At 56.4% G+C, this 16,880-nt stretch carries 18 protein-coding genes; 9 read left to right on the forward strand and 9 right to left on the reverse strand.

What is annotated here, in order from left to right; translation table 11 throughout:
• Nucleotides 1-4: 4 nt before the first annotated feature.
• The 3 genes from rpoN (at nt 5) to ptsN (ending at nt 2,824) form a co-directional block, all read left to right on the forward strand.
• Nucleotides 5-1,552 carry an RNA polymerase factor sigma-54 gene (gene rpoN, locus GQF03_RS15860; protein WP_161340243.1) on the forward strand — a complete coding sequence of 516 codons (1,548 nt, stop codon included), beginning with the start codon at nt 5-7 and terminating at the stop codon, nt 1,550-1,552.
• 160 nt (nt 1,553-1,712) lie between these two features.
• Nucleotides 1,713-2,315 (forward strand): ribosome hibernation-promoting factor, HPF/YfiA family, encoded by a 603-nt coding sequence (gene hpf / locus GQF03_RS15865; protein WP_161340244.1) that lies wholly within the window; start codon nt 1,713-1,715, stop codon nt 2,313-2,315.
• 44 nt (nt 2,316-2,359) lie between these two features.
• Nucleotides 2,360-2,824 (forward strand): PTS IIA-like nitrogen regulatory protein PtsN, encoded by a 465-nt coding sequence (gene ptsN / locus GQF03_RS15870; RefSeq protein WP_161340245.1) that lies wholly within the window; start codon nt 2,360-2,362, stop codon nt 2,822-2,824.
• Between the two features lie 31 nt (nt 2,825-2,855).
• Here the strand turns inward: ptsN and GQF03_RS15875 are convergent, their stop codons facing one another.
• Both GQF03_RS15875 and GQF03_RS15880 read right to left on the reverse strand, forming a co-directional pair.
• The gene (locus GQF03_RS15875; protein WP_161340246.1) at nt 2,856-3,074 is read right to left on the reverse strand and encodes a DUF1150 domain-containing protein; all 219 of its coding nucleotides are present in this window, start codon (nt 3,072-3,074) and stop codon (nt 2,856-2,858) included.
• A 34-nt stretch (nt 3,075-3,108) separates the two neighbouring features.
• Nucleotides 3,109-3,567: an Hsp20 family protein gene (locus GQF03_RS15880; RefSeq protein WP_161340247.1), complete on the reverse strand. Its 459-nt coding sequence runs from the start codon at nt 3,565-3,567 to the stop codon at nt 3,109-3,111.
• Nucleotides 3,568-3,761: 194 nt separating this feature from the next.
• Between GQF03_RS15880 and GQF03_RS15885 the strand changes: the two genes are divergently transcribed.
• Nucleotides 3,762-5,273, forward strand: a complete 1,512-nt coding sequence (locus GQF03_RS15885) for a 3-hydroxyacyl-CoA dehydrogenase (protein WP_161340248.1) — start codon at nt 3,762-3,764, stop codon at nt 5,271-5,273.
• 21 nt (nt 5,274-5,294) lie between these two features.
• On the opposite strand, the gene GQF03_RS15890 is transcribed toward GQF03_RS15885, so the two are convergent.
• The 4 genes from GQF03_RS15890 to nthA form a co-directional block, all read right to left on the reverse strand.
• Nucleotides 5,295-5,558 (reverse strand): hypothetical protein, encoded by a 264-nt coding sequence (locus GQF03_RS15890; protein ID WP_161340249.1) that lies wholly within the window; start codon nt 5,556-5,558, stop codon nt 5,295-5,297.
• Nucleotides 5,559-5,632: 74 nt separating this feature from the next.
• Nucleotides 5,633-5,986, reverse strand: coding sequence for a nitrile hydratase accessory protein (locus GQF03_RS15895; protein WP_161340250.1), 354 nt, complete (start codon nt 5,984-5,986; stop codon nt 5,633-5,635).
• On the reverse strand, nt 5,976-6,644 hold the full coding sequence (gene nthB, locus GQF03_RS15900; RefSeq protein WP_161340251.1) for a nitrile hydratase subunit beta: 669 nt from the start codon (nt 6,642-6,644) through the stop codon (nt 5,976-5,978). Before nthB ends, GQF03_RS15895 begins: the two co-directional genes overlap by 11 nt.
• Before the next feature lies 1 nt (nt 6,645).
• On the reverse strand, nt 6,646-7,266 hold the full coding sequence (gene nthA / locus GQF03_RS15905; RefSeq protein WP_161340252.1) for a nitrile hydratase subunit alpha: 621 nt from the start codon (nt 7,264-7,266) through the stop codon (nt 6,646-6,648).
• A gap of 173 nt (nt 7,267-7,439) precedes the next feature.
• On the opposite strand from nthA, the gene GQF03_RS15910 reads away from it, so the two are divergent.
• The 3 genes from GQF03_RS15910 to GQF03_RS15920 all read left to right on the forward strand — a co-directional run bounded on the left by GQF03_RS15910 (nt 7,440) and on the right by GQF03_RS15920 (nt 9,835).
• Nucleotides 7,440-8,021, forward strand: coding sequence for a carboxymuconolactone decarboxylase family protein (locus GQF03_RS15910; RefSeq protein WP_161340253.1), 582 nt, complete (start codon nt 7,440-7,442; stop codon nt 8,019-8,021).
• A 130-nt stretch (nt 8,022-8,151) separates the two neighbouring features.
• Nucleotides 8,152-9,054 carry an ATP-binding cassette domain-containing protein gene (locus GQF03_RS15915; RefSeq protein WP_161340254.1) on the forward strand — a complete coding sequence of 301 codons (903 nt, stop codon included), beginning with the start codon at nt 8,152-8,154 and terminating at the stop codon, nt 9,052-9,054.
• A gap of 10 nt (nt 9,055-9,064) precedes the next feature.
• Nucleotides 9,065-9,835 (forward strand): ABC transporter permease, encoded by a 771-nt coding sequence (locus GQF03_RS15920; RefSeq protein WP_161340255.1) that lies wholly within the window; start codon nt 9,065-9,067, stop codon nt 9,833-9,835.
• 16 nt (nt 9,836-9,851) lie between these two features.
• Here the strand turns inward: GQF03_RS15920 and GQF03_RS19135 are convergent, their stop codons facing one another.
• Nucleotides 9,852-12,119: a phosphate acyltransferase gene (locus GQF03_RS19135; RefSeq protein ID WP_161340256.1), complete on the reverse strand. Its 2,268-nt coding sequence runs from the start codon at nt 12,117-12,119 to the stop codon at nt 9,852-9,854.
• 99 nt (nt 12,120-12,218) lie between these two features.
• Between GQF03_RS19135 and mutS the strand changes: the two genes are divergently transcribed.
• Nucleotides 12,219-14,897, forward strand: coding sequence for a DNA mismatch repair protein MutS (gene mutS / locus GQF03_RS15930; RefSeq protein ID WP_206375922.1), 2,679 nt, complete (start codon nt 12,219-12,221; stop codon nt 14,895-14,897).
• A 71-nt stretch (nt 14,898-14,968) separates the two neighbouring features.
• Complete coding sequence (locus GQF03_RS15935; RefSeq protein ID WP_161340257.1) at nt 14,969-15,739, forward strand: SDR family NAD(P)-dependent oxidoreductase; 771 nt, start codon at nt 14,969-14,971, stop codon at nt 15,737-15,739.
• Between the two features lie 8 nt (nt 15,740-15,747).
• Here GQF03_RS15935 and GQF03_RS15940 read toward each other — a convergent pair whose 3' ends face one another.
• Together GQF03_RS15940 and GQF03_RS15945 are read right to left on the reverse strand one after the other, a co-directional pair.
• Complete coding sequence (locus tag GQF03_RS15940) at nt 15,748-16,377, reverse strand: LysE/ArgO family amino acid transporter (protein ID WP_161340258.1); 630 nt, start codon at nt 16,375-16,377, stop codon at nt 15,748-15,750.
• Between the two features lie 2 nt (nt 16,378-16,379).
• Nucleotides 16,380-16,802, reverse strand: a complete 423-nt coding sequence (locus GQF03_RS15945; RefSeq protein WP_161340259.1) for a DUF1801 domain-containing protein — start codon at nt 16,800-16,802, stop codon at nt 16,380-16,382.
• Nucleotides 16,803-16,880 lie beyond the last annotated feature (78 nt).

The following is a 16,880-nucleotide window of genomic DNA, read 5'->3' on the forward strand; positions in this document are numbered from 1 at the left end:
GGCAATGGCGCTAACGCCGAGACTTGATCTGAGACAAAGCCAGCAGCTTGTGATGACTCCACAGCTGCAGCAGGCGATCAAGCTGTTGCAATTATCCAATCTGGATCTCGCGGCCTATGTCGAGCAGGAACTGGAGAAAAACCCGCTTCTAGAACGGGCGGACGCTCTGCCGGGGGACGATGACTATGTCGCCGGAGACGATGATACGGATTTGAGTAACGAGGCGGACTTTCCGGCGCTGGAAGAAATCAGCATATCCGAGGATGCGCCGCTTTCGGCCGCTGACAACACTGCCATCGACACGGATTATGACAATATTTACACGAGCGACGCAACGCTTGATGCTCCGGCGGACAATCTCGCGGCCGATGCCGCCAATACAGGGCTCCTCGCCGCCAGCATGGGCGGCAGCAGTTCCTACTCGGGCTCCGATCTCAACCTCGAAAATACGCTGAGTGACGACCTGTCGCTCCGCGATCATCTGACGCAGCAGCTCAATCTCCTCTCCCTGTCGCCTGGCGACAAGATGATTGCCTCCTACCTGATCGACTTGGTCAGCGATGCCGGTTATCTGGTCGGCGATATTGCCGAGGCGGCGGAAAATCTGGGTTGTTCGATAGAGCGAATTCACCCAATTTTGGAGAAACTTCGCGGTTTCGAACCGACCGGCGTCTTTGCCCATGATCTCGCCGATTGCCTCGCCCTTCAGCTTAAGGAGAAAAACCGGTACGATCCGGCCATCGCCGCGCTTCTTGAGAATCTCGAGATGCTCGCCAGTGGGAATCTAAAAGGCTTGCTGGATGTCTGCGGGGTCGATCAGGAAGACCTGGCCGAAATGATCACGGAGATCAAGGCGCTCGACCCGAAACCCGGCCTCAAGTTCGGCGGCGAGGTTGCGCAGACGGTTGTCCCGGATGTCTTTGTCCGCCGACGGCCCGACGGCGGATGGCAGGTCGAGCTTAACAGCGACACCCTGCCGAAAGTTCTTGTAAATAACCGGTACTATTCCGTCATCAGCAAGAAATCGAATGGCAAGGATGAGAAGGAATATCTCTCCGAATGCCTGAATTCGGCAAACTGGCTGGTGAAATCGCTGGATCAGCGTGCGCAGACCATCCTGAAAGTCGCGACGGCATTGGTCGAGGAGCAGGAGATGTTTTTCACGCAGGGTATCGAATTTCTCCGCCCGCTTAACCTGAAAACCATCGCGGAAGCGATTTCCATGCATGAAAGTACGGTAAGCCGGGTGACGTCGAACAAATATCTGGCAACGTCGCGCGGGATTTTTGAACTCAAATACTTCTTCACATCCGCCATCAACTCGACCTCGGGCGGCGATTCCCATTCCGCCGCCGCGGTCCGTCATAAATTGAAGCAACTCGTTGATGATGAATCGCCAAATCGAATTCTTTCCGATGATAAAATCGTCGAATTGATGAAACTTCAGGGGATAGATATTGCACGACGTACCGTTGCAAAGTATCGTGATGCTATGAATATTCCGTCTTCCGTCGAACGGAGAAGACTGAAGAAGCAATTGATTGCTTCGTAACAAGAGGTGCAGAAAATGTCGCCGCCACCACCGCATTTTTCCGTATCTGATAGCGTGTGTTGACAATACCACGCGCAAAAACTATGGTCCCGCCCTCAAACGGAATTGAACGCTGTTTTTAGGCGGATTTTGGTCTCACTTCTAGGATTGGATCATTGTGATGCATGTGATTGTAAAAGGTAAGCAGATTGATGTCGGCGATGCCCTGCGCGAGCATATTGAAGAGAGTCTTGAAAATGGCGTATCCAAATATTTCGACAACGCAATTGATGCGCAGGTGACCCTGAGCCGGAACAGTCACAACTTCCATACAGAGTGTAGCGTCCATATCGGTTCGGGTATCGACGTAACGGCCTCGGCTGATAATGCCGATCCGTATATGAGCTTCGACTCCGCTCTCGATCGCATTGAAAAGCAACTCCGTCGGTATAAACGGCGCCTCAAAAGCCACCACGGCAAAGAGCGCTTCCAAGCCAAATTGGCCTTCGCCGCGCAGAGCTATGTTCTTGCGCCGGAACCCGAAGATGAGCAGCCGGAAGCCGAAGCGCAGGATGAATGGCAACCGATGATCATCGCGGAAAGCAGCGCGGATATCCCCGACTGCTCCGTTGGCGAGGCCGTCATGCGCATGGACCTTGCGAATCTGCCGGCGATGATGTTTCACAACTCTCTCACCAAAGGACTGAATGTGGTCTACCGGCGGCCCGATGGCAATATCGGATGGATCGATCCCAAGATCGAGAAAACAGAAAAGTCCGCTTGAGTTATTGCTTTTCGTCGCCCCAACCACCAATTTGATCAGGTATCATGGAAATCAGTGATCTTATTAAGCCGCACACGGTATTCGCGGATGTAAAAGCCACAAGCAAAAAGCAGGCTTTACAGGAACTCGCGCGCCGTGCCGCGACCATTACGGGACGTCCTGAGAGGGAGATCCTTGACGTACTGATCGAACGCGAACGCCTTGGCACGACCGGCATTGGCAAGGGTATTGCCATTCCGCATGGAAAGCTTCGCGGCATTGACCAGGTATATGGGATATTCGCGAAACTCAGCACCGGCGTCGATTTCGATTCGATGGACAACCTGCCCGTCGATCTTCTGTTTCTGTTGCTTGCGCCTGATTCCGCCGGTGCGGATCATCTTAAGGCGCTCGCGCGCGTCTCGCGCACTCTACGGGACAAGGGGCGATGTGAAAAACTGCGAGGCAGCCGCGATACAGACGCCCTTTACGCAATTCTTACCGAAGAAGATGCGCAATCTGCAGCGTAGCTCTTTTTTTGGGGATTTTTAGCTCAGCCGTTTAATTGACGAGAAACGCCTCGAAGTCATTTTGACGGGCGACGACAAGCGCGGCGTCGGCGGTCTTTTCCTCGCCGAGTCGCTGTCCATTCGCCGCAAAAATGCGGAAAACGACGGATCCGTTTTCTTCTACGGCACGGACATAGGCCATATCCATAGACCCCAGCATGCCAAAGGCGGCCGGACTCAAATGGCGAAGAGTAGCTTCCTGATACTGCATTATTAAAACTCCTTAACGCGACCCCAAAAATTTATTAGTCAATAAGTTCCGACGGATTGACCGTCTTCATTTCTTTTTTTGAGCTTTTGCTGTTGATCTTGATTTGGCGGCTTTCAACTTTTGGCGTCGGGAGCTCCAGATCGATATGAAGGAGCCCGTTTTCGATTTCGGCGCCTGTTACTTCCAACCCCTCCGCAAGAACAAACTTACGCTGAAACTGACGGGCCGCAATACCACGATACAAAAACACACGTTCCGTCTCATCTCTTTGCTTACCATGAATGATAAGCTGGTTCTGTTCCAGTGTTATTTGCAGGTTCTCTTCTGTGAATCCGGCAACAGCCAGGGTAATTCGCAACGCATTATCGCCAATCTGCTCGATATTATAAGGGGGATAGCCGTCATTCGAAGACTTTGATAGTTGATCGAGAATCTGTTCGAAACGATCAAAGCCCAGCATCAAGGGATGATTAAGTGACATTGTACGCGGCATCTCTTTCCTCCTCAATCGAGCGAGATAACTGCCGGCCAGCTTTCGGCCATGGCAGGGAATAGCCCAAAAAAGGCACTATTCAGAAATTAATGTAAGGATTGCGACCCACAGCATCAAGGTAGGGTTTTACAAATTTCCTCTGCAGGGTATAAATCTGTCACAATTTACAACAAGAACAATAATTAGGAATGATTATGAGCATCGACCCGCAAAAGCAGGATTTGAAAGTTGGTATCGTTGGCGCCGGCGCGATGGGCCGGGGCATTGCCCAGGTATCCGCGACTGGTGGCATGACCGTCTATATCTATGACGCCGCCGACGGTGCCGCCGCCGCAGCCCGGGATTTCATAGCCTCCATGATCGAACGGTCCGTGGAAAAGGGCCGGATGGACAAGAGCGAGGGCGATGCTTCCGTCGGCCGGATCAATGTCGCCGAGAATATGGAGGGCCTTGCCGATTGCGATGTCGTGGTCGAAGCCATTGTTGAGAATATCGATATCAAGCAGAAAGTCTTCCAGCAGCTTGAAGAGATCGTCAGGCCGGATGCCATCATTGCCTCCAACACCTCGAGTATCCGCATTTCCTCCATTGCCTCCGCCTGCACGCATCGCAATCGCATTGCCGGCCTGCATTTCTTCAACCCCGTGCCGCTTATGAAGCTCGTCGAAGTGATCAACGGAACCGATACCAGCGAGGACGTCACCAAGGCGCTGGAAATCATCGGCAAGCGGATGGGCCGCGTGCCTGTCGTCGTCAAAGACGCGCCGGGGTTTCTCGTCAACCTTGGCGGACGCGCCTATTCGACGGAAGCCCTGCGGATCGTTTCTGAAGGCGTCGCGACACCGTTCCAGGTCGATGCCATCATGCGTGAGGCCTGCGGCTTTCGCATGGGTCCTTTCGAGCTCCTCGATCTCACCGGCATCGACGTCAACTTCCCGGTCAGCCAGATCATTTACAATGGCTATTTCCAGGACAAACGCCTGTCCACCTACCCCCTGCATGAAAGCATGATGGAGGCAGGTCGCCTTGGCAAAAAAACCAGGGCCGGATTTTATGAATATGCCGACGATGGAACAATTATCCGCCCGGCCGTGGACGAGAAAATTACCGCGGCGCCAGCGCGTCGCGTTGTGCTCGCGGAACCCTCCGCCGCATTGGACAGCCTGCTTCGGGATCTTGGCGTAACCGTTCTTGTAAATGACGATGGCGAATCCCCGATCCTCGCCGATCCGGTCGGTGAAGATTGCACCGCCCTCTCCGTCCGGCTTGGCGTTGACTACAAACGTCTGGTGGCGATCGATACACATACCGGGGTATTTTCCCGCGCAACCGTGATGGCGGCGCCCGGTGCCGACGAGGAGATCGTTCAATCCGTCATGGCGATGCTGAAGGAAAATTCCGGCGGCGTGACGCGCATCAAGGACAATCCCGGCTTCGTCGCGCAGCGCATCCGTGCGATGATCGCAAATCTGGGATGTGAAATGGCGCAGATTGGCGTGGCGTCGCCCGAAGATATCGACAAGGGCATGAAGCTCGGGCTTAACTACCCGCTTGGCTCCGTTGAACTCGCCGAGAATATGGGAACCCGAAATTGCCTTAAGATACTTGAGAATTTACAGGCGATTACCGGAGAAGACCGCTACCGGCCAAGCCAGTGGCTCCGTCGCCGGGCGCTTCTGGATCTACCGATCCATACACCGGATTGACGTTGAAAGACGGACGCCCGTCTACTGGACGGGCGTCTCCTTTTCGCGCTCAATGGCCATCTGCGCCATTTCCTGCAGCGCCCCGGCCGTATTGCCGCCGAGACTGGTTTCCACGGCCTGCATCATCGTGGCGATGACAGCGGCGGTAAAATGATCCCGTTCCAGCCCGGCTGATATGCAATCCTCGAGCGCCTTATCAAGATGACCGGTGATGATCTCAGCGGCCTTATCAAGCTTCTCTTTGGTATCGTCATCGGGGAGCGGGGATGAAATTTCGTCAGACACAGGCTTTCCAGTATTTTATATTGCACGTCCGAAAGACATAAGCCGTCGGTCCGCGTTTCGCAAATGTATTCCCACTATTTATGGATTTCTATCGGCTGACCATGCGGCGTATGTTCCGACGCCTCGCGCCATTCCTCTTTACGCGTGGCCAATTCTTCCGGCGTCGTCACTCTCTTCTGCGCAACAATTTTTTCAAGCGCGGCGAGCCAGCAGAGGTAATAGGCCGTGTTCCCCGAGCCCCGTCCGCTGGCGGTATCGGCGGCGATTTCAGCGCCGAACAGTTCCGCCCATTCGCTCCAGCTGAACAGGCCCGCCTCATTCAGCTTGACCGTCATGGCAAAGGCCTGGGCCTGCCAGGGTTCTTCAAACACGGGCCCCTCACCGTCACGTGGAATATCAATGGCGCGAAGCGCGGGATCAAGCTGCATCGTCGACCGCCTCCAGATAGTCATCCCAAAGGTCGATATAGATGAAATCGCCCTCGGTTCCGTCAGGGCCCCAAAGCTCGGTTGAGGCAAATCTGACATTGTAGAGAGGTTGCGGATCGCTTTTCCCCTCCGCGCTGGCATCCGGAAAGACATGCAGCCCGTAATCAGCAACTATCTCGCCGACATGGCCTCTTGCGTAGCGCGGCAGGCGGGTATGCCCCGAAGGATGGATATTTCTTGTGCGGACCTTGCTGCCGACCCTGAACCGCGGCGGTTTTCCTTTTTCGGCAACATAATTTCCGCCTTTGTCCATAAGGGCATCGACATCCGCGGCTTTCAGTGCCGGTTTCGGGGACGATACAGGCCGGGGCGCCACGTCGCCCGAAAGTTCGGCCTCGGAGATCAGGCCCTTCTCGCAGAGGACACGGACAAGGCCGTCCAGCCAGATTTCATAATAACTGCTTGTTAGATAGGCGCCGGGGTTCATACGCTCGCGCGCGTGGCGTGATTCGTCGATATTGCGAACGCCAATCGCCGTTATCGCATTGTTCATGGCGAACATCCGCTTCTCCCAATCGGCATGGAAGACCGGTTCATTTTCCTCCGGCTCCACAGGCCCCATGCCATGCATGCCGCCCAGATCATGTACGCCGTCCATCTCAGGCCTCCTTCACCATCGCCGGCGTATCCGCGAGACGCGTGCCGATCATGCTATCCCGGTTGACAAGGTCCGCCAGCTCCTCCTCGCTCATCCCCTCTGTCCCCACCGGGCGTTTTGGAACGACGAGGTAACGGGTTTCTGCCGTGCTGTCCCAGACGCGGATTTCAGTGCTCTCGGGCAAGCTCGTGCCGAACTCTTCCAGAACCTTTCGCGGTTCGCGGACGACGCGCGCGCGATACGGCTCCGACTTGTACCAGACCGGGGGAAGGCCCAGCACCGGCCAGGGATAGCAGGAGCAAAGCGTGCAAACGACGACGTTATGAACATCGTCCGTATTCTCAAGCGCGATCAGTTCCTCTCCTTGTGCGCCGGAATATCCGAACTCGGCCACGGCAAGCGTCGCGTCGGCAAGCAGGCGTTTTCGGAAATCCGCATCCACCCAGGCCCGGGCGACCACCTTCGCGCCATTCTTCGGTCCGACCTTGTTCTCATAGCGGTCAATCAACGCGTCAAGCGCGTCTGCCTCCACCAGGCCTTTTTCAATGAGCAGAGATTCAAGACTTTTGACGCGCAGCACGGTTTCGGGCAACGGGTCGCCATGCTTGTGTTTGGATGTCATCTTCCCAGTCTCCCGGAGGTGTCGGAATTTCTTAACAGTTCGTTAAGCTTCTATCATGGAATATAAGCCGTATCTTTACGGAGCACAAAAGCAATTGCGGAAATTTTCCTGTTCGCAGGCTGGTGGCTTTGAAAAGCAATTTATGTCCGAAATGCAATCGCGAAGGGGACGACATGACATGGATAAGGACGATCCCGTTAGAGAATGCCGACGGGATGTTGAAAAATCTCTATGACCGGATAGTAGGCTCGGACCGACAGATAGACAGCGTCATCATGGCGCACTCCCTGAGGCCGCATCTTCTGGAAGGTCACATCAATCTCTCGGAGCATGTCCTGAACAGCACCGCCAATGCGCTTGCGAAATGGAAGCTTGACGCCATCGGCGTCTATGTAAGCCTGCTCAATGGCTGTGACTATTGCGCGGATCATTATTTCGCGGAATTGCAGAAACTCCTGGATGACGATACCGATTCGGCGCGTCTGCGCGCCGCGCTTGACGCCGACCAGCCGGAAAAGGCGTTCGCCGGCGCAGATTTGGCGATGATGTTATATGCTAATCTGTTGACGACGCGACCGCATCAGATCTCGCTCAGCATGATTGAGGAGCTCCGAAATGCGGGTCTTGAGGACGGGGAGATTCTCGAGATTAATCAGGCGGTCAGCTATTTCTCCTATGTCAATCGTACTGTCCTCGGCCTTGGCATTCGCGACGCAGACGACGGGACCGACGCGCTGTCCGTAAAATTGCAATAGGTGTGCGTGCGCGCGGTCACAATATCCTGATCACGGGTCTTGTGCTTTTCCTTCCAATTCCATAACCTCCTCGCCCGGTTGTAGGGCGGGCGATGCCCTCTATGCTTCCACTGGGGTTTGCGAGGGCATTATGGAAAATACCGCGGTCATCACCGCCACGAAACTCAACAAGAGATATGGCGCGCTGGAAGTCGTCAGGGGGATCGATTTTACCGTTCCCGCCGGACAATGCTTTGGCCTTCTCGGGCCGAACGGCGCCGGAAAATCCACGACGATGCGGATGATTATGGGACTGTCCCAGATTACCGCGGGCGAGCTCACGGTCTTCGGCGAACCCGCCAACAATATGCCACGGAACATCAAGGCCAAAATCGGCCTGGTCCCGCAGGATAACAATCTCGATCCGGATATCTCCGTTCTTGAAAACCTCAAGGCGTTCGGCCGATACTTTGCCCTCCCCTCCACGGTCATTGACGCCCGCGCAAAAGAACTTCTGGAGTTCATGCAACTCACGGAGCGAAAATTTGCGCCGGTCAACGCGCTGTCGGGCGGCATGCAGCGGCGGTTGACGATTGCGCGCGCATTGATCGGCGATCCCGAAATGGTCATTCTCGATGAACCGACGACGGGACTGGATCCACAGGCCCGCGTCCTGATCTGGAAACAACTTACGGAACTCAAAAAAGACGGAAGGACGCTGCTTCTGACCACCCACTATATGGACGAAGCCCAACGGCTCTGCGATCAGATCGTCATTATCGATAATGGGGAAATTCTCGATCAGGGCACGCCGAAGGAATTGATTTCACGGCATGTGAAGGGCTTTGTGTTCGAAGTACAGAAACCCGGTTTGGCGGCATCGGCGGCGGAGCGGTGGGATCAGGAGGATATCGGGGATTCGGTGCTGTATTTCGTCAATGACACCGCGGAATTCATTGCCGATTTGCCCGAAGAATCGATCTACCTGCACCGCCCGGCCAATCTTGAGGATGTGTTCCTGCGGCTGACCGGTCGGAAACTGAGGGAGAATTAGGCCAATGAGAATGCCAGAATCCGCATATGTGCTGGCGGTCTATCATCGCCAGTTTGTCGTCTTTAAAAAGCTGATCGGCTCGTCCCTCGTTTCCAATGTAGCGAACCCGATCCTGTTTCTCTTCGCCTTCGGCTTCGGCATGGGATCGTTCATCGATACAATGTCCGGCATGAGCTACCTGACATTTGTCGTCGCCGGCATGATCGCCTATTCGGCGGCCTTCGCCGCGAGCTTCGAGACGACAATCGGTTCGTTTACCCGGTACTTCATGCAGAAAAACTGGGATGCCGTTCTGTCGACCCCCGTTACCCTGTTCGAGCTCCTGTTGGGGGAAGTATTCTGGGCATCGGCAAAAGCTCTCTTCTCGGCGGTCTGCGTTCTGATCGTCGGCTGGATCTGGGGCGGCGTGCCGCTGTCGTTCCTCCCGCTCGTCACGCTGCCGATTGTCTTCCTCGGATCGATCTGCTTTGCCTGCGCCGGTCTCGTCGCAACGGCCTATGCGAAGGGATATGAGTTCTTCGCTTACTTCTTCACCTTCTGGGTGACGCCGATGTTTGTGTTCTGCGGCGTGTTTTTCGATATCTCGCGCTTTCCCGAGATCATCCAGTATCTCGCGTGGTTTTTCCCCATGACGCATCTGGTCGCCGCGATCCGGCCGCTGACCGCAGTGACACCGCTGGACGGAGCCGCCATCGCGCTTCATATTTGCTATATTATCGTCTTCAGCGCGGCCTCTTTCTGGATTGCCTATCGGCGGCTGCACCAGCGACTCTATGACTGATCCCAATGGAGCCGGATTACTGTCCGGCTTCATGGGCCGCCAGCGCCGCCATATTGACAAGGTCGGATACCGTTGCGCCGATGGGAACGATCTGCACGGGCTTCGAGAGGCCGACGAGCAGCGGTCCGATCACCTTGCTTTCCCCAAGGACCGGCATCAGTTTCGATGCGATATTGGCGGAATGCAGGCCCGGCATCACCAGAACATTGGCCGGCCCTGACAGGCGGCAAAACGGATAGAAGCTCGCCATCAGTTCGGGATCCAGCGCAACATCCGCCGAGATATCGCCTTCATATTCGAAATCGAGTTCCTCCGCATCCAGCAATTCAACGGCCTCACGAATGTTGTCGGCCGTGTAATGCTTCGGATTGCCGAAGTTCGAATAGGACAGCAGCGCGACCCTCGGCTCATGCCCGAGCCGCCGCGCGACTTCTGCCGCCTCCTTGCAGATGGACACCAGTTCCTCCGCCGTTGGCAGGGTCGTGACCGTCGTATCCGCCATGAAGACGGTACGGTCGCGCCCCACGATGACGGAAACGCCGATCACGCGCTGATCCGGCTTGGGGTCGATGACTTTCTGGATTTCCTTGAAGGCCACCGAGAACCGCCGGGTCACACCGGTCAACACGGCGTCCGCATCGCCCATGGCCACCATGCAGGCGGCAAAGATGTTCCTGTCGCGATTGACAAGGCGAGCGCAATCCCGGAACAGATAGCCTTTCCGCTGAAGCCGTTCATAGAGAAAATGATAATATTTCTCACGGTGCTCCATTTCGCTGGCATTGTAAATTTCAATGCTCTCGGACCCTTCAATGCCGATTTCGGCCATCGTTTTCTTTACCTCATGCTCGCGGCCAAGAAGCACGGGAATGCCGTAGCCCGCCTTCTGGAATTCAACGGCGGCGCGGATGACTTTCTCCTCCTCGCCCTCGGCAAAAACAACACGACGGGGCGCTGCGCGCACTTCATCGAGGATGAGTTGCAGGGAACCTGCGGTCGGATCGAGGCGGGCGCGGAGTTCATTCCGGTAAGCCTGCTCGTCGATAATGGGCCGGCGGGCAACGCCGCTGTCCATTGCGGCCTTCGCCACCGCCGTCGGCACATGGCTGATCAGCCGCGGATCGAACGGCACGGGGATGATATATTCCGGCCCGTAGATCGGTCGCTTCCCTTTGTAGGCGGCGGCCACCTCGTCCGGGACGTCCTCGCGTGCCAGTTCGGCAATCGCCTCCGCGGCGGCAATTTTCATTTCTTCATTGATCGTCGTCGCCCGGACGTCAAGCGCGCCACGGAAGATATAGGGAAAGCCCAGCACGTTGTTGACCTGATTCGGAAAATCGGACCGGCCTGTCGCGACAATGGCATCACGGCGCACATCGGCGATATCTTCCGGCCGGATTTCCGGATCCGGATTGGCCATGGCGAAGATAATCGGCTTGTCGGCCATGGTTTTCACCATTTCCTTGCTGACGGCACCTTTGACGGAGAGGCCGAGAAAAATGTCCGCGCCGATCATCGCTTCCTCGAGGCTACGGGACTCCGTTGCAACGGCATGGGCGGATTTCCACTGGTTCATGCCGTCTTCACGGCCCTGGTAAATCACGCCTTTTGTGTCGCACAGGATCGCCTGATCATGGGGCAGGCCCATCGCCTTGATCAGCTCAAGGCAGGCAATCGCCGCCGCACCAGCGCCATTGACAACCACTTTACAATCTTTCAGGGAGCGCCCGGTAAGATCAAGCGCATTGATAATTCCGGCCGCACAAATAATTGCGGTTCCATGCTGGTCATCATGAAAGACCGGAATATCCATAAGTTCGCGGAGACGCTGCTCAATAATAAAACATTCCGGCGCCTTGATATCTTCCAGATTGATGCCGCCGAAACTCGGGCCCAAAAGACGCACGCAGTTGACGATTTCATCCACGTCCTCGCTGTCGATTTCGAGATCGAAACAATCGATATCGGCGAACCGCTTGAAAAGGACAGCCTTGCCTTCCATCACCGGCTTGGAGCCTAGCGCCCCAAGGTTGCCGAGGCCGAGCACCGCCGTCCCGTTCGAGATAACGGCAACGCGGTTGCCCTTTGTCGTATAGTCGTAAACCGTTTCAGGATCATCGGCGATCGCGAGGCAGGGTCCGGCAACGCCCGGCGAATAGGCGAGCGAAAGATCCCGCTGGGTCGCCACGGCTTTGGTCGCGACGATTTCAAGTTTTCCCGGCTTGCCTTGCGCATGATATCGCAAGGCTTCTTCATATTGGCTTAAATCCGGTTTCTCGCTCATCGACCCGCGTCCTCACACTCTTCTTGTTCATCTGAATTCAAGTTTAAAATTTTACGATTAAGCAGTTGGCAAAACAGCCTGCTATGGTAGTTTTCCTTCATGCCTACCCTAGTCAAAACCAAGTCGCAACTGAATAAATCAGCAACCCCGATGATGGCGCAGTATCTGGCCATCAAGGAGGCGCATCCCGACAGCCTGCTGTTTTACCGGATGGGGGATTTTTACGAATTGTTTTTTGACGACGCGGTGGTGGCGTCAAAGGCGCTGGATATCGCCCTCACCAAACGGGGCAAGCATGCCGGGGAAGATATCCCCATGTGCGGCGTCCCGATCCACGCCGCGGACAGCTACTTGCAAAAATTGATCCGCAAGGGTCACCGCGTCGCCGTGGCGGAACAGACGGAAAGTCCGGCGGAGGCGAAAAAGCGGGGCTACAAGGCTGTCGTCGCGCGCGAAGTCGTGCGCCTGGTAACGCCCGGTACCATCACGGAAGACAGTCTTCTGGATGCCCGCAGCCATAACTTTCTGCTTTCACTGGCGCGCGCCGGGAAAGACTATGCCATGGCATGGCTAGATATTTCGACGGGCGAATTTTTTGCGACTGCCCTGCGGCCGGAGGAATTGCCAGCGCATATTGCCCGCCTTCACCCGGGTGAAATACTGGTGTCGGACAAATGGCTTGAGGAGGAAGACCTGTCCGAGGGGCTGCGCGATTGGGGAAAGGCACTGACGCCGTTGCCGTCCGTCCGCTTCAATAGCCAAAACGGGGAGAAACGGCTGAAAGACCTGTTCAGCGTGGCAACCCTCGACGCGTTCGGCGCGTTCAGCCGGGCGGAACTGGCTGCGGCCGGCGCGCTTGTCGATTATGTGGAACTGACGCAGAAAGGGAAATTTCCGCTGATCAAGACGCCGGTGCAGATGGCGCCGGGCGACGTCATGTCCATCGACGCGGCGACGCGCCGTAATCTCGAGCTTACCCGCACCTTGACCGGCGAGCGGAACGGCAGCCTGCTTGCCACGATCGACAGGACGGTAACCGGTGGCGGCGGCCGACGGCTCGCCGCGGATATGGCGGGCCCGTTGACGGAACCGGAAAAGATCTCCGCTCGGCTCGATATGGTGAATTTCTTTACGAGCGATCACGGCAGACGGGAACGCCTGCGGGACATCCTCCGCCGCTGCCCGGATACGGAGCGGGCGCTTTCCCGCCTGGTTTTGGGACGCGGCGGTCCCCGTGATCTTGCCGTTATCCGCGACGGACTTGCGGAAACGGCGAATATTCGCGCCAGCCTCTCGACAAGCGGTCTTGATTCTCTCCCGGACGGTCTGGCGGACGCGAGCGAACAGCTTGGATATCACGCCGACCTTGTCGAACTTCTCACGACGGCCCTTGCCCCGGACCTGCCATTGCTCGCCCGCGACGGCGGATTTATAGCACGCGGGTATCGCCCCGACCTTGACGAGCATCGGGCCCTTAGGGATGAGAGCCGCCGCCATATCGCCAATCTGCAGGCGGCATATGCAAAGGAAGTCGGTGTCCCTGCGCTTAAGATCAAGCATAACAACGTGCTTGGCTATTTTATCGAGATCACGCCACGCTTTGTTGACAAGATGACGACCGATTTCATCCACCGTCAGACAATGGCGAATGCGGTTCGCTATACGACAGTCGTTCTTGGCGAGCTGGAGGACAAGATCTCCCGCGCCGGCGAGCGGGCGCTCGCCCTTGAACTGTCGCTGTTCGATGAGCTGGTCGAAAAGGTGAAAGAGGCGGGGCCCGCCATTCTCTCCGCCGCCGAAGCGATCGCGCGCATTGACGTCGCCGCCAGCCATGCGGAACTGGCGGTCGAGCAGTCCTATTGCCGGCCAGCGATTGATGACAGCCTCCGCTTCGAGATTACCGGCGGCCGCCATCCCGTCGTTGAAGCCGCCCTGAAATCGAATGCGGAAGCGGATTTTGTCGCCAATGACTGCTGCCTTAATGAAGATCGGCGGCTGTGGCTCCTTACCGGCCCGAACATGGCGGGTAAAAGCACTTTCCTCCGGCAGAATGCCTTGATCGCGATTCTCGCGCAGATGGGGTCTTTTGTCCCCGCGACGTCCGCCCATATCGGAATAGTTGACCGCCTGTTCAGCCGCGTCGGCGCCGCCGACGATCTCGCGCGCGGGCGCTCCACTTTCATGGTCGAAATGGTGGAAACGGCCTCGATCCTTAATCAGGCGGGCGCCCGCTCCCTGGTTATTCTTGATGAAATCGGCAGGGGCACGGCGACATTCGATGGCCTGTCGATTGCCTGGGCAACGGTCGAAAATCTTCATGATGTGAATAAATGCAGGGCCCTGTTTGCGACGCATTATCATGAACTGACGGCCCTCGCCGCCAAGCTCTCCGCGCTGCAGAATCACAGCATGCGGGTCCGGGAATGGAAAGGCGACGTGATTTTCCTTCACGAAGTCGCGGATGGATCGGCGGACCGGTCCTACGGGATCCAGGTCGCGAAACTCGCCGGCCTGCCAAAGGCGGTGATCAGCCGCGCGGAAAGTGTTCTGACGGCGCTGGAGGAAAAAGACCAGGGTTCGGCGGCGACGCGGCTTGCCAATGACCTTCCTCTCTTTTCCACCATCGTCAACGAGGCGGCGGCGCGAGAAACCGAGAAAATACCGTCCGCCCTTGAAGAACGGCTGGCATCAATCAACGTGGATGATCTGTCGCCGCGAGATGCCCTGAGCCTGCTTTATGAACTCAAAGAAATAATGGAAAAGGCGTCATCTAGTTAATGACAAGGCGGCCTGCGGCCATTACTTTTCACCTCAGCAACAAAATAAAAACAAATAAAGGGAGACAGCGCATGTTTGATTTATCGGGAAAAAATGTCGTCATTACAGGGTCCAGCAAGGGCATCGGCAAGGCCATCGCCCATCAGATGGCACTTGCGGGGGCGAAAGTCACGATCTCAAGCCGCAAGGCCGATGCCTGCGAGGCGGTGGCGAAGGAAATCAACGACAGCCTGCCGGCGGGCAGCAGTGGCAAGGCCGTGTCGATACCCTGCAACATCAATTCCAAGGAATCGCTGCAGAATCTCGTCGATGAAACCCACAAGGTTTTCGGCGACATCCATGTTCTTGTCTGCAACGCCGCGCTTAACCCCTATTTCGGTCCATCGACCGACATTCCGGATGACGCGTTTGACAAGATCATGTCGGCGAATATCAAATCCAATCACTGGCTCTGCAACATGGTGCTGCCGGAAATGAAAGCCCGCAAGGACGGCGCGATCATTATCGTCTCTTCCATCGGCGGTTTGCGCGGCTCGCCGGTTCTTGGCGCCTACAGCATTTCCAAAGCGGCGGACATGCAGCTCGTCCGCAACCTCGCCGTAGAGCATGGCGCGGACAACATTCGGGTGAACGCCATTGCGCCGGGACTGATCCAGACGGACTTCGCACGTGCCCTTTGGGAAAACCCGGATATTCTGAAACGCGCGACATCCCGCGCCCCGCTTCAACGGATCGGCCAGCCCGAAGAGATTGCCGGTGCGGCGATCTATATGGCATCAAGCGCCGGGACTTTCCTCACCGGTCAGACCCTCGTGATCGACGGCGGTCAGACCATCGCCTGATCCGTCTGTCAGTTCGTTGCCGCCATCCGGTCGTAAATCAGGCTGGCGGCGACGAAAAACATCATCCCCGCCACCAGCAGATCTAGGATACGCGCGCCTGTTTTATCTCGCAGGAGCGGAGCCAGGAAACGCGCGCCATATCCAATGGTGAAGAACCAGCCAAAGGATGCCGTAATCGCGCCCAGGACAAAGTAAATCCGGTCATCCAGCGCATAACCGGAGGCGATCCCTCCAAGGAGAATGACTGTATCCAGATAAACATGGGGGTTGAGGAAGCCGAAGGCGAGCGTCAGCGAAACGGCTTTTCTTCTTGATGACGCAACGGGCGCGCCGTTTTCGGCGGGCACGGGATCCGGCCAAATCACCCGGCGGCATGAGAGCAGACCGAAGGCAATCAGAAAAACGGCACCGCCCCAGCTTGCCCAGGAAACCAACCAGGGAAAGGCCGCGATGGCGGATCCCAATCCCAATGCGCCCGCAAGGATCAATGTCGCGTCGATAAGGGCGGATAGCAGGCAAACGATAAACACCTGATCACGGTGGATACCCTGCCGGAGGACAAACAGGTTCTGTGCGCCAATGGCGATGATCAACGCCGCACCGAGTATTGCGCCATCTGTATACGCAAAAAAATGCATTGTCAGGCTTTCGCCGCCTTCGCCTTGTTTCGGTGATAGGTCAGCGCCGCGGCGATAAAGTCCCGCAGGTCTTTCTCCGCGGGCCTGTCGTCGGGTCCGATAAGGAGAGCGCGAGTGCCGCTGTAGCGGAAAGCGCCGGGGCGTGATGCCCTGAAGTCGTTGATAAGGCTCGTCTGACAATGAATATAAATCCCGACGTGATCTGGCTCTTTCGCCGGCGCAAGGCGGATCGGCGTGCCAATTCCGCCATTAGCCGCATAGCTAGGCTCGCCCCATTTCAGCGTTTCAGTAATTTTAACGCCGTCCATGTCGGCGGCGGCCTCGAAAATCAGCTGCCTAAATCCCAGCAATTTGCTTCTGAGAGATTTCGGATAGGATTTATAGACGGCGGCGACCGATAAATCTTCAAACTCAAATTGGTCCATCTCGGATACTCACTTGGGTTTTGCGCCCTAAATTATCAGGAAGCGTCGATATATTTCGGGCTTTCGGCCCCGAATTTT

Source organism: Sneathiella chungangensis, assembly GCF_009882935.1.
GTDB lineage: Bacteria > Pseudomonadota > Alphaproteobacteria > Sneathiellales > Sneathiellaceae > Sneathiella > Sneathiella chungangensis.

Coding starts and splice junctions, on each gene's coding strand:
- GQF03_RS15945 (WP_161340259.1), bottom strand. CDS start 16,802: ATGGACCAATTTGAGTTTGAAGATTTATCGGTCGCCGCCGTCTATAAA.
- GQF03_RS15875 (WP_161340246.1), bottom strand. CDS start 3,074: ATGCAGTATCAGGAAGCTACTCTTCGCCATTTGAGTCCGGCCGCCTTT.
- GQF03_RS15915 (WP_161340254.1), top strand. CDS start 8,152: ATGGAAAATACCGCGGTCATCACCGCCACGAAACTCAACAAGAGATAT.
- GQF03_RS19135 (WP_161340256.1), bottom strand. CDS start 12,119: ATGAGCGAGAAACCGGATTTAAGCCAATATGAAGAAGCCTTGCGATAT.
- nthA (WP_161340252.1), bottom strand. CDS start 7,266: ATGACATCCAAACACAAGCATGGCGACCCGTTGCCCGAAACCGTGCTG.
- GQF03_RS15935 (WP_161340257.1), top strand. CDS start 14,969: ATGTTTGATTTATCGGGAAAAAATGTCGTCATTACAGGGTCCAGCAAG.
- GQF03_RS15880 (WP_161340247.1), bottom strand. CDS start 3,567: ATGCCGCGTACAATGTCACTTAATCATCCCTTGATGCTGGGCTTTGAT.
- GQF03_RS15895 (WP_161340250.1), bottom strand. CDS start 5,986: ATGCAGCTTGATCCCGCGCTTCGCGCCATTGATATTCCACGTGACGGT.
- GQF03_RS15910 (WP_161340253.1), top strand. CDS start 7,440: ATGACATGGATAAGGACGATCCCGTTAGAGAATGCCGACGGGATGTTG.
- rpoN (WP_161340243.1), top strand. CDS start 5: ATGGCGCTAACGCCGAGACTTGATCTGAGACAAAGCCAGCAGCTTGTG.
- ptsN (WP_161340245.1), top strand. CDS start 2,360: ATGGAAATCAGTGATCTTATTAAGCCGCACACGGTATTCGCGGATGTA.
- GQF03_RS15885 (WP_161340248.1), top strand. CDS start 3,762: ATGAGCATCGACCCGCAAAAGCAGGATTTGAAAGTTGGTATCGTTGGC.
- GQF03_RS15920 (WP_161340255.1), top strand. CDS start 9,065: ATGCCAGAATCCGCATATGTGCTGGCGGTCTATCATCGCCAGTTTGTC.
- mutS (WP_206375922.1), top strand. CDS start 12,219: ATGCCTACCCTAGTCAAAACCAAGTCGCAACTGAATAAATCAGCAACC.
- hpf (WP_161340244.1), top strand. CDS start 1,713: ATGCATGTGATTGTAAAAGGTAAGCAGATTGATGTCGGCGATGCCCTG.
- nthB (WP_161340251.1), bottom strand. CDS start 6,644: ATGGACGGCGTACATGATCTGGGCGGCATGCATGGCATGGGGCCTGTG.
- GQF03_RS15940 (WP_161340258.1), bottom strand. CDS start 16,377: ATGCATTTTTTTGCGTATACAGATGGCGCAATACTCGGTGCGGCGTTG.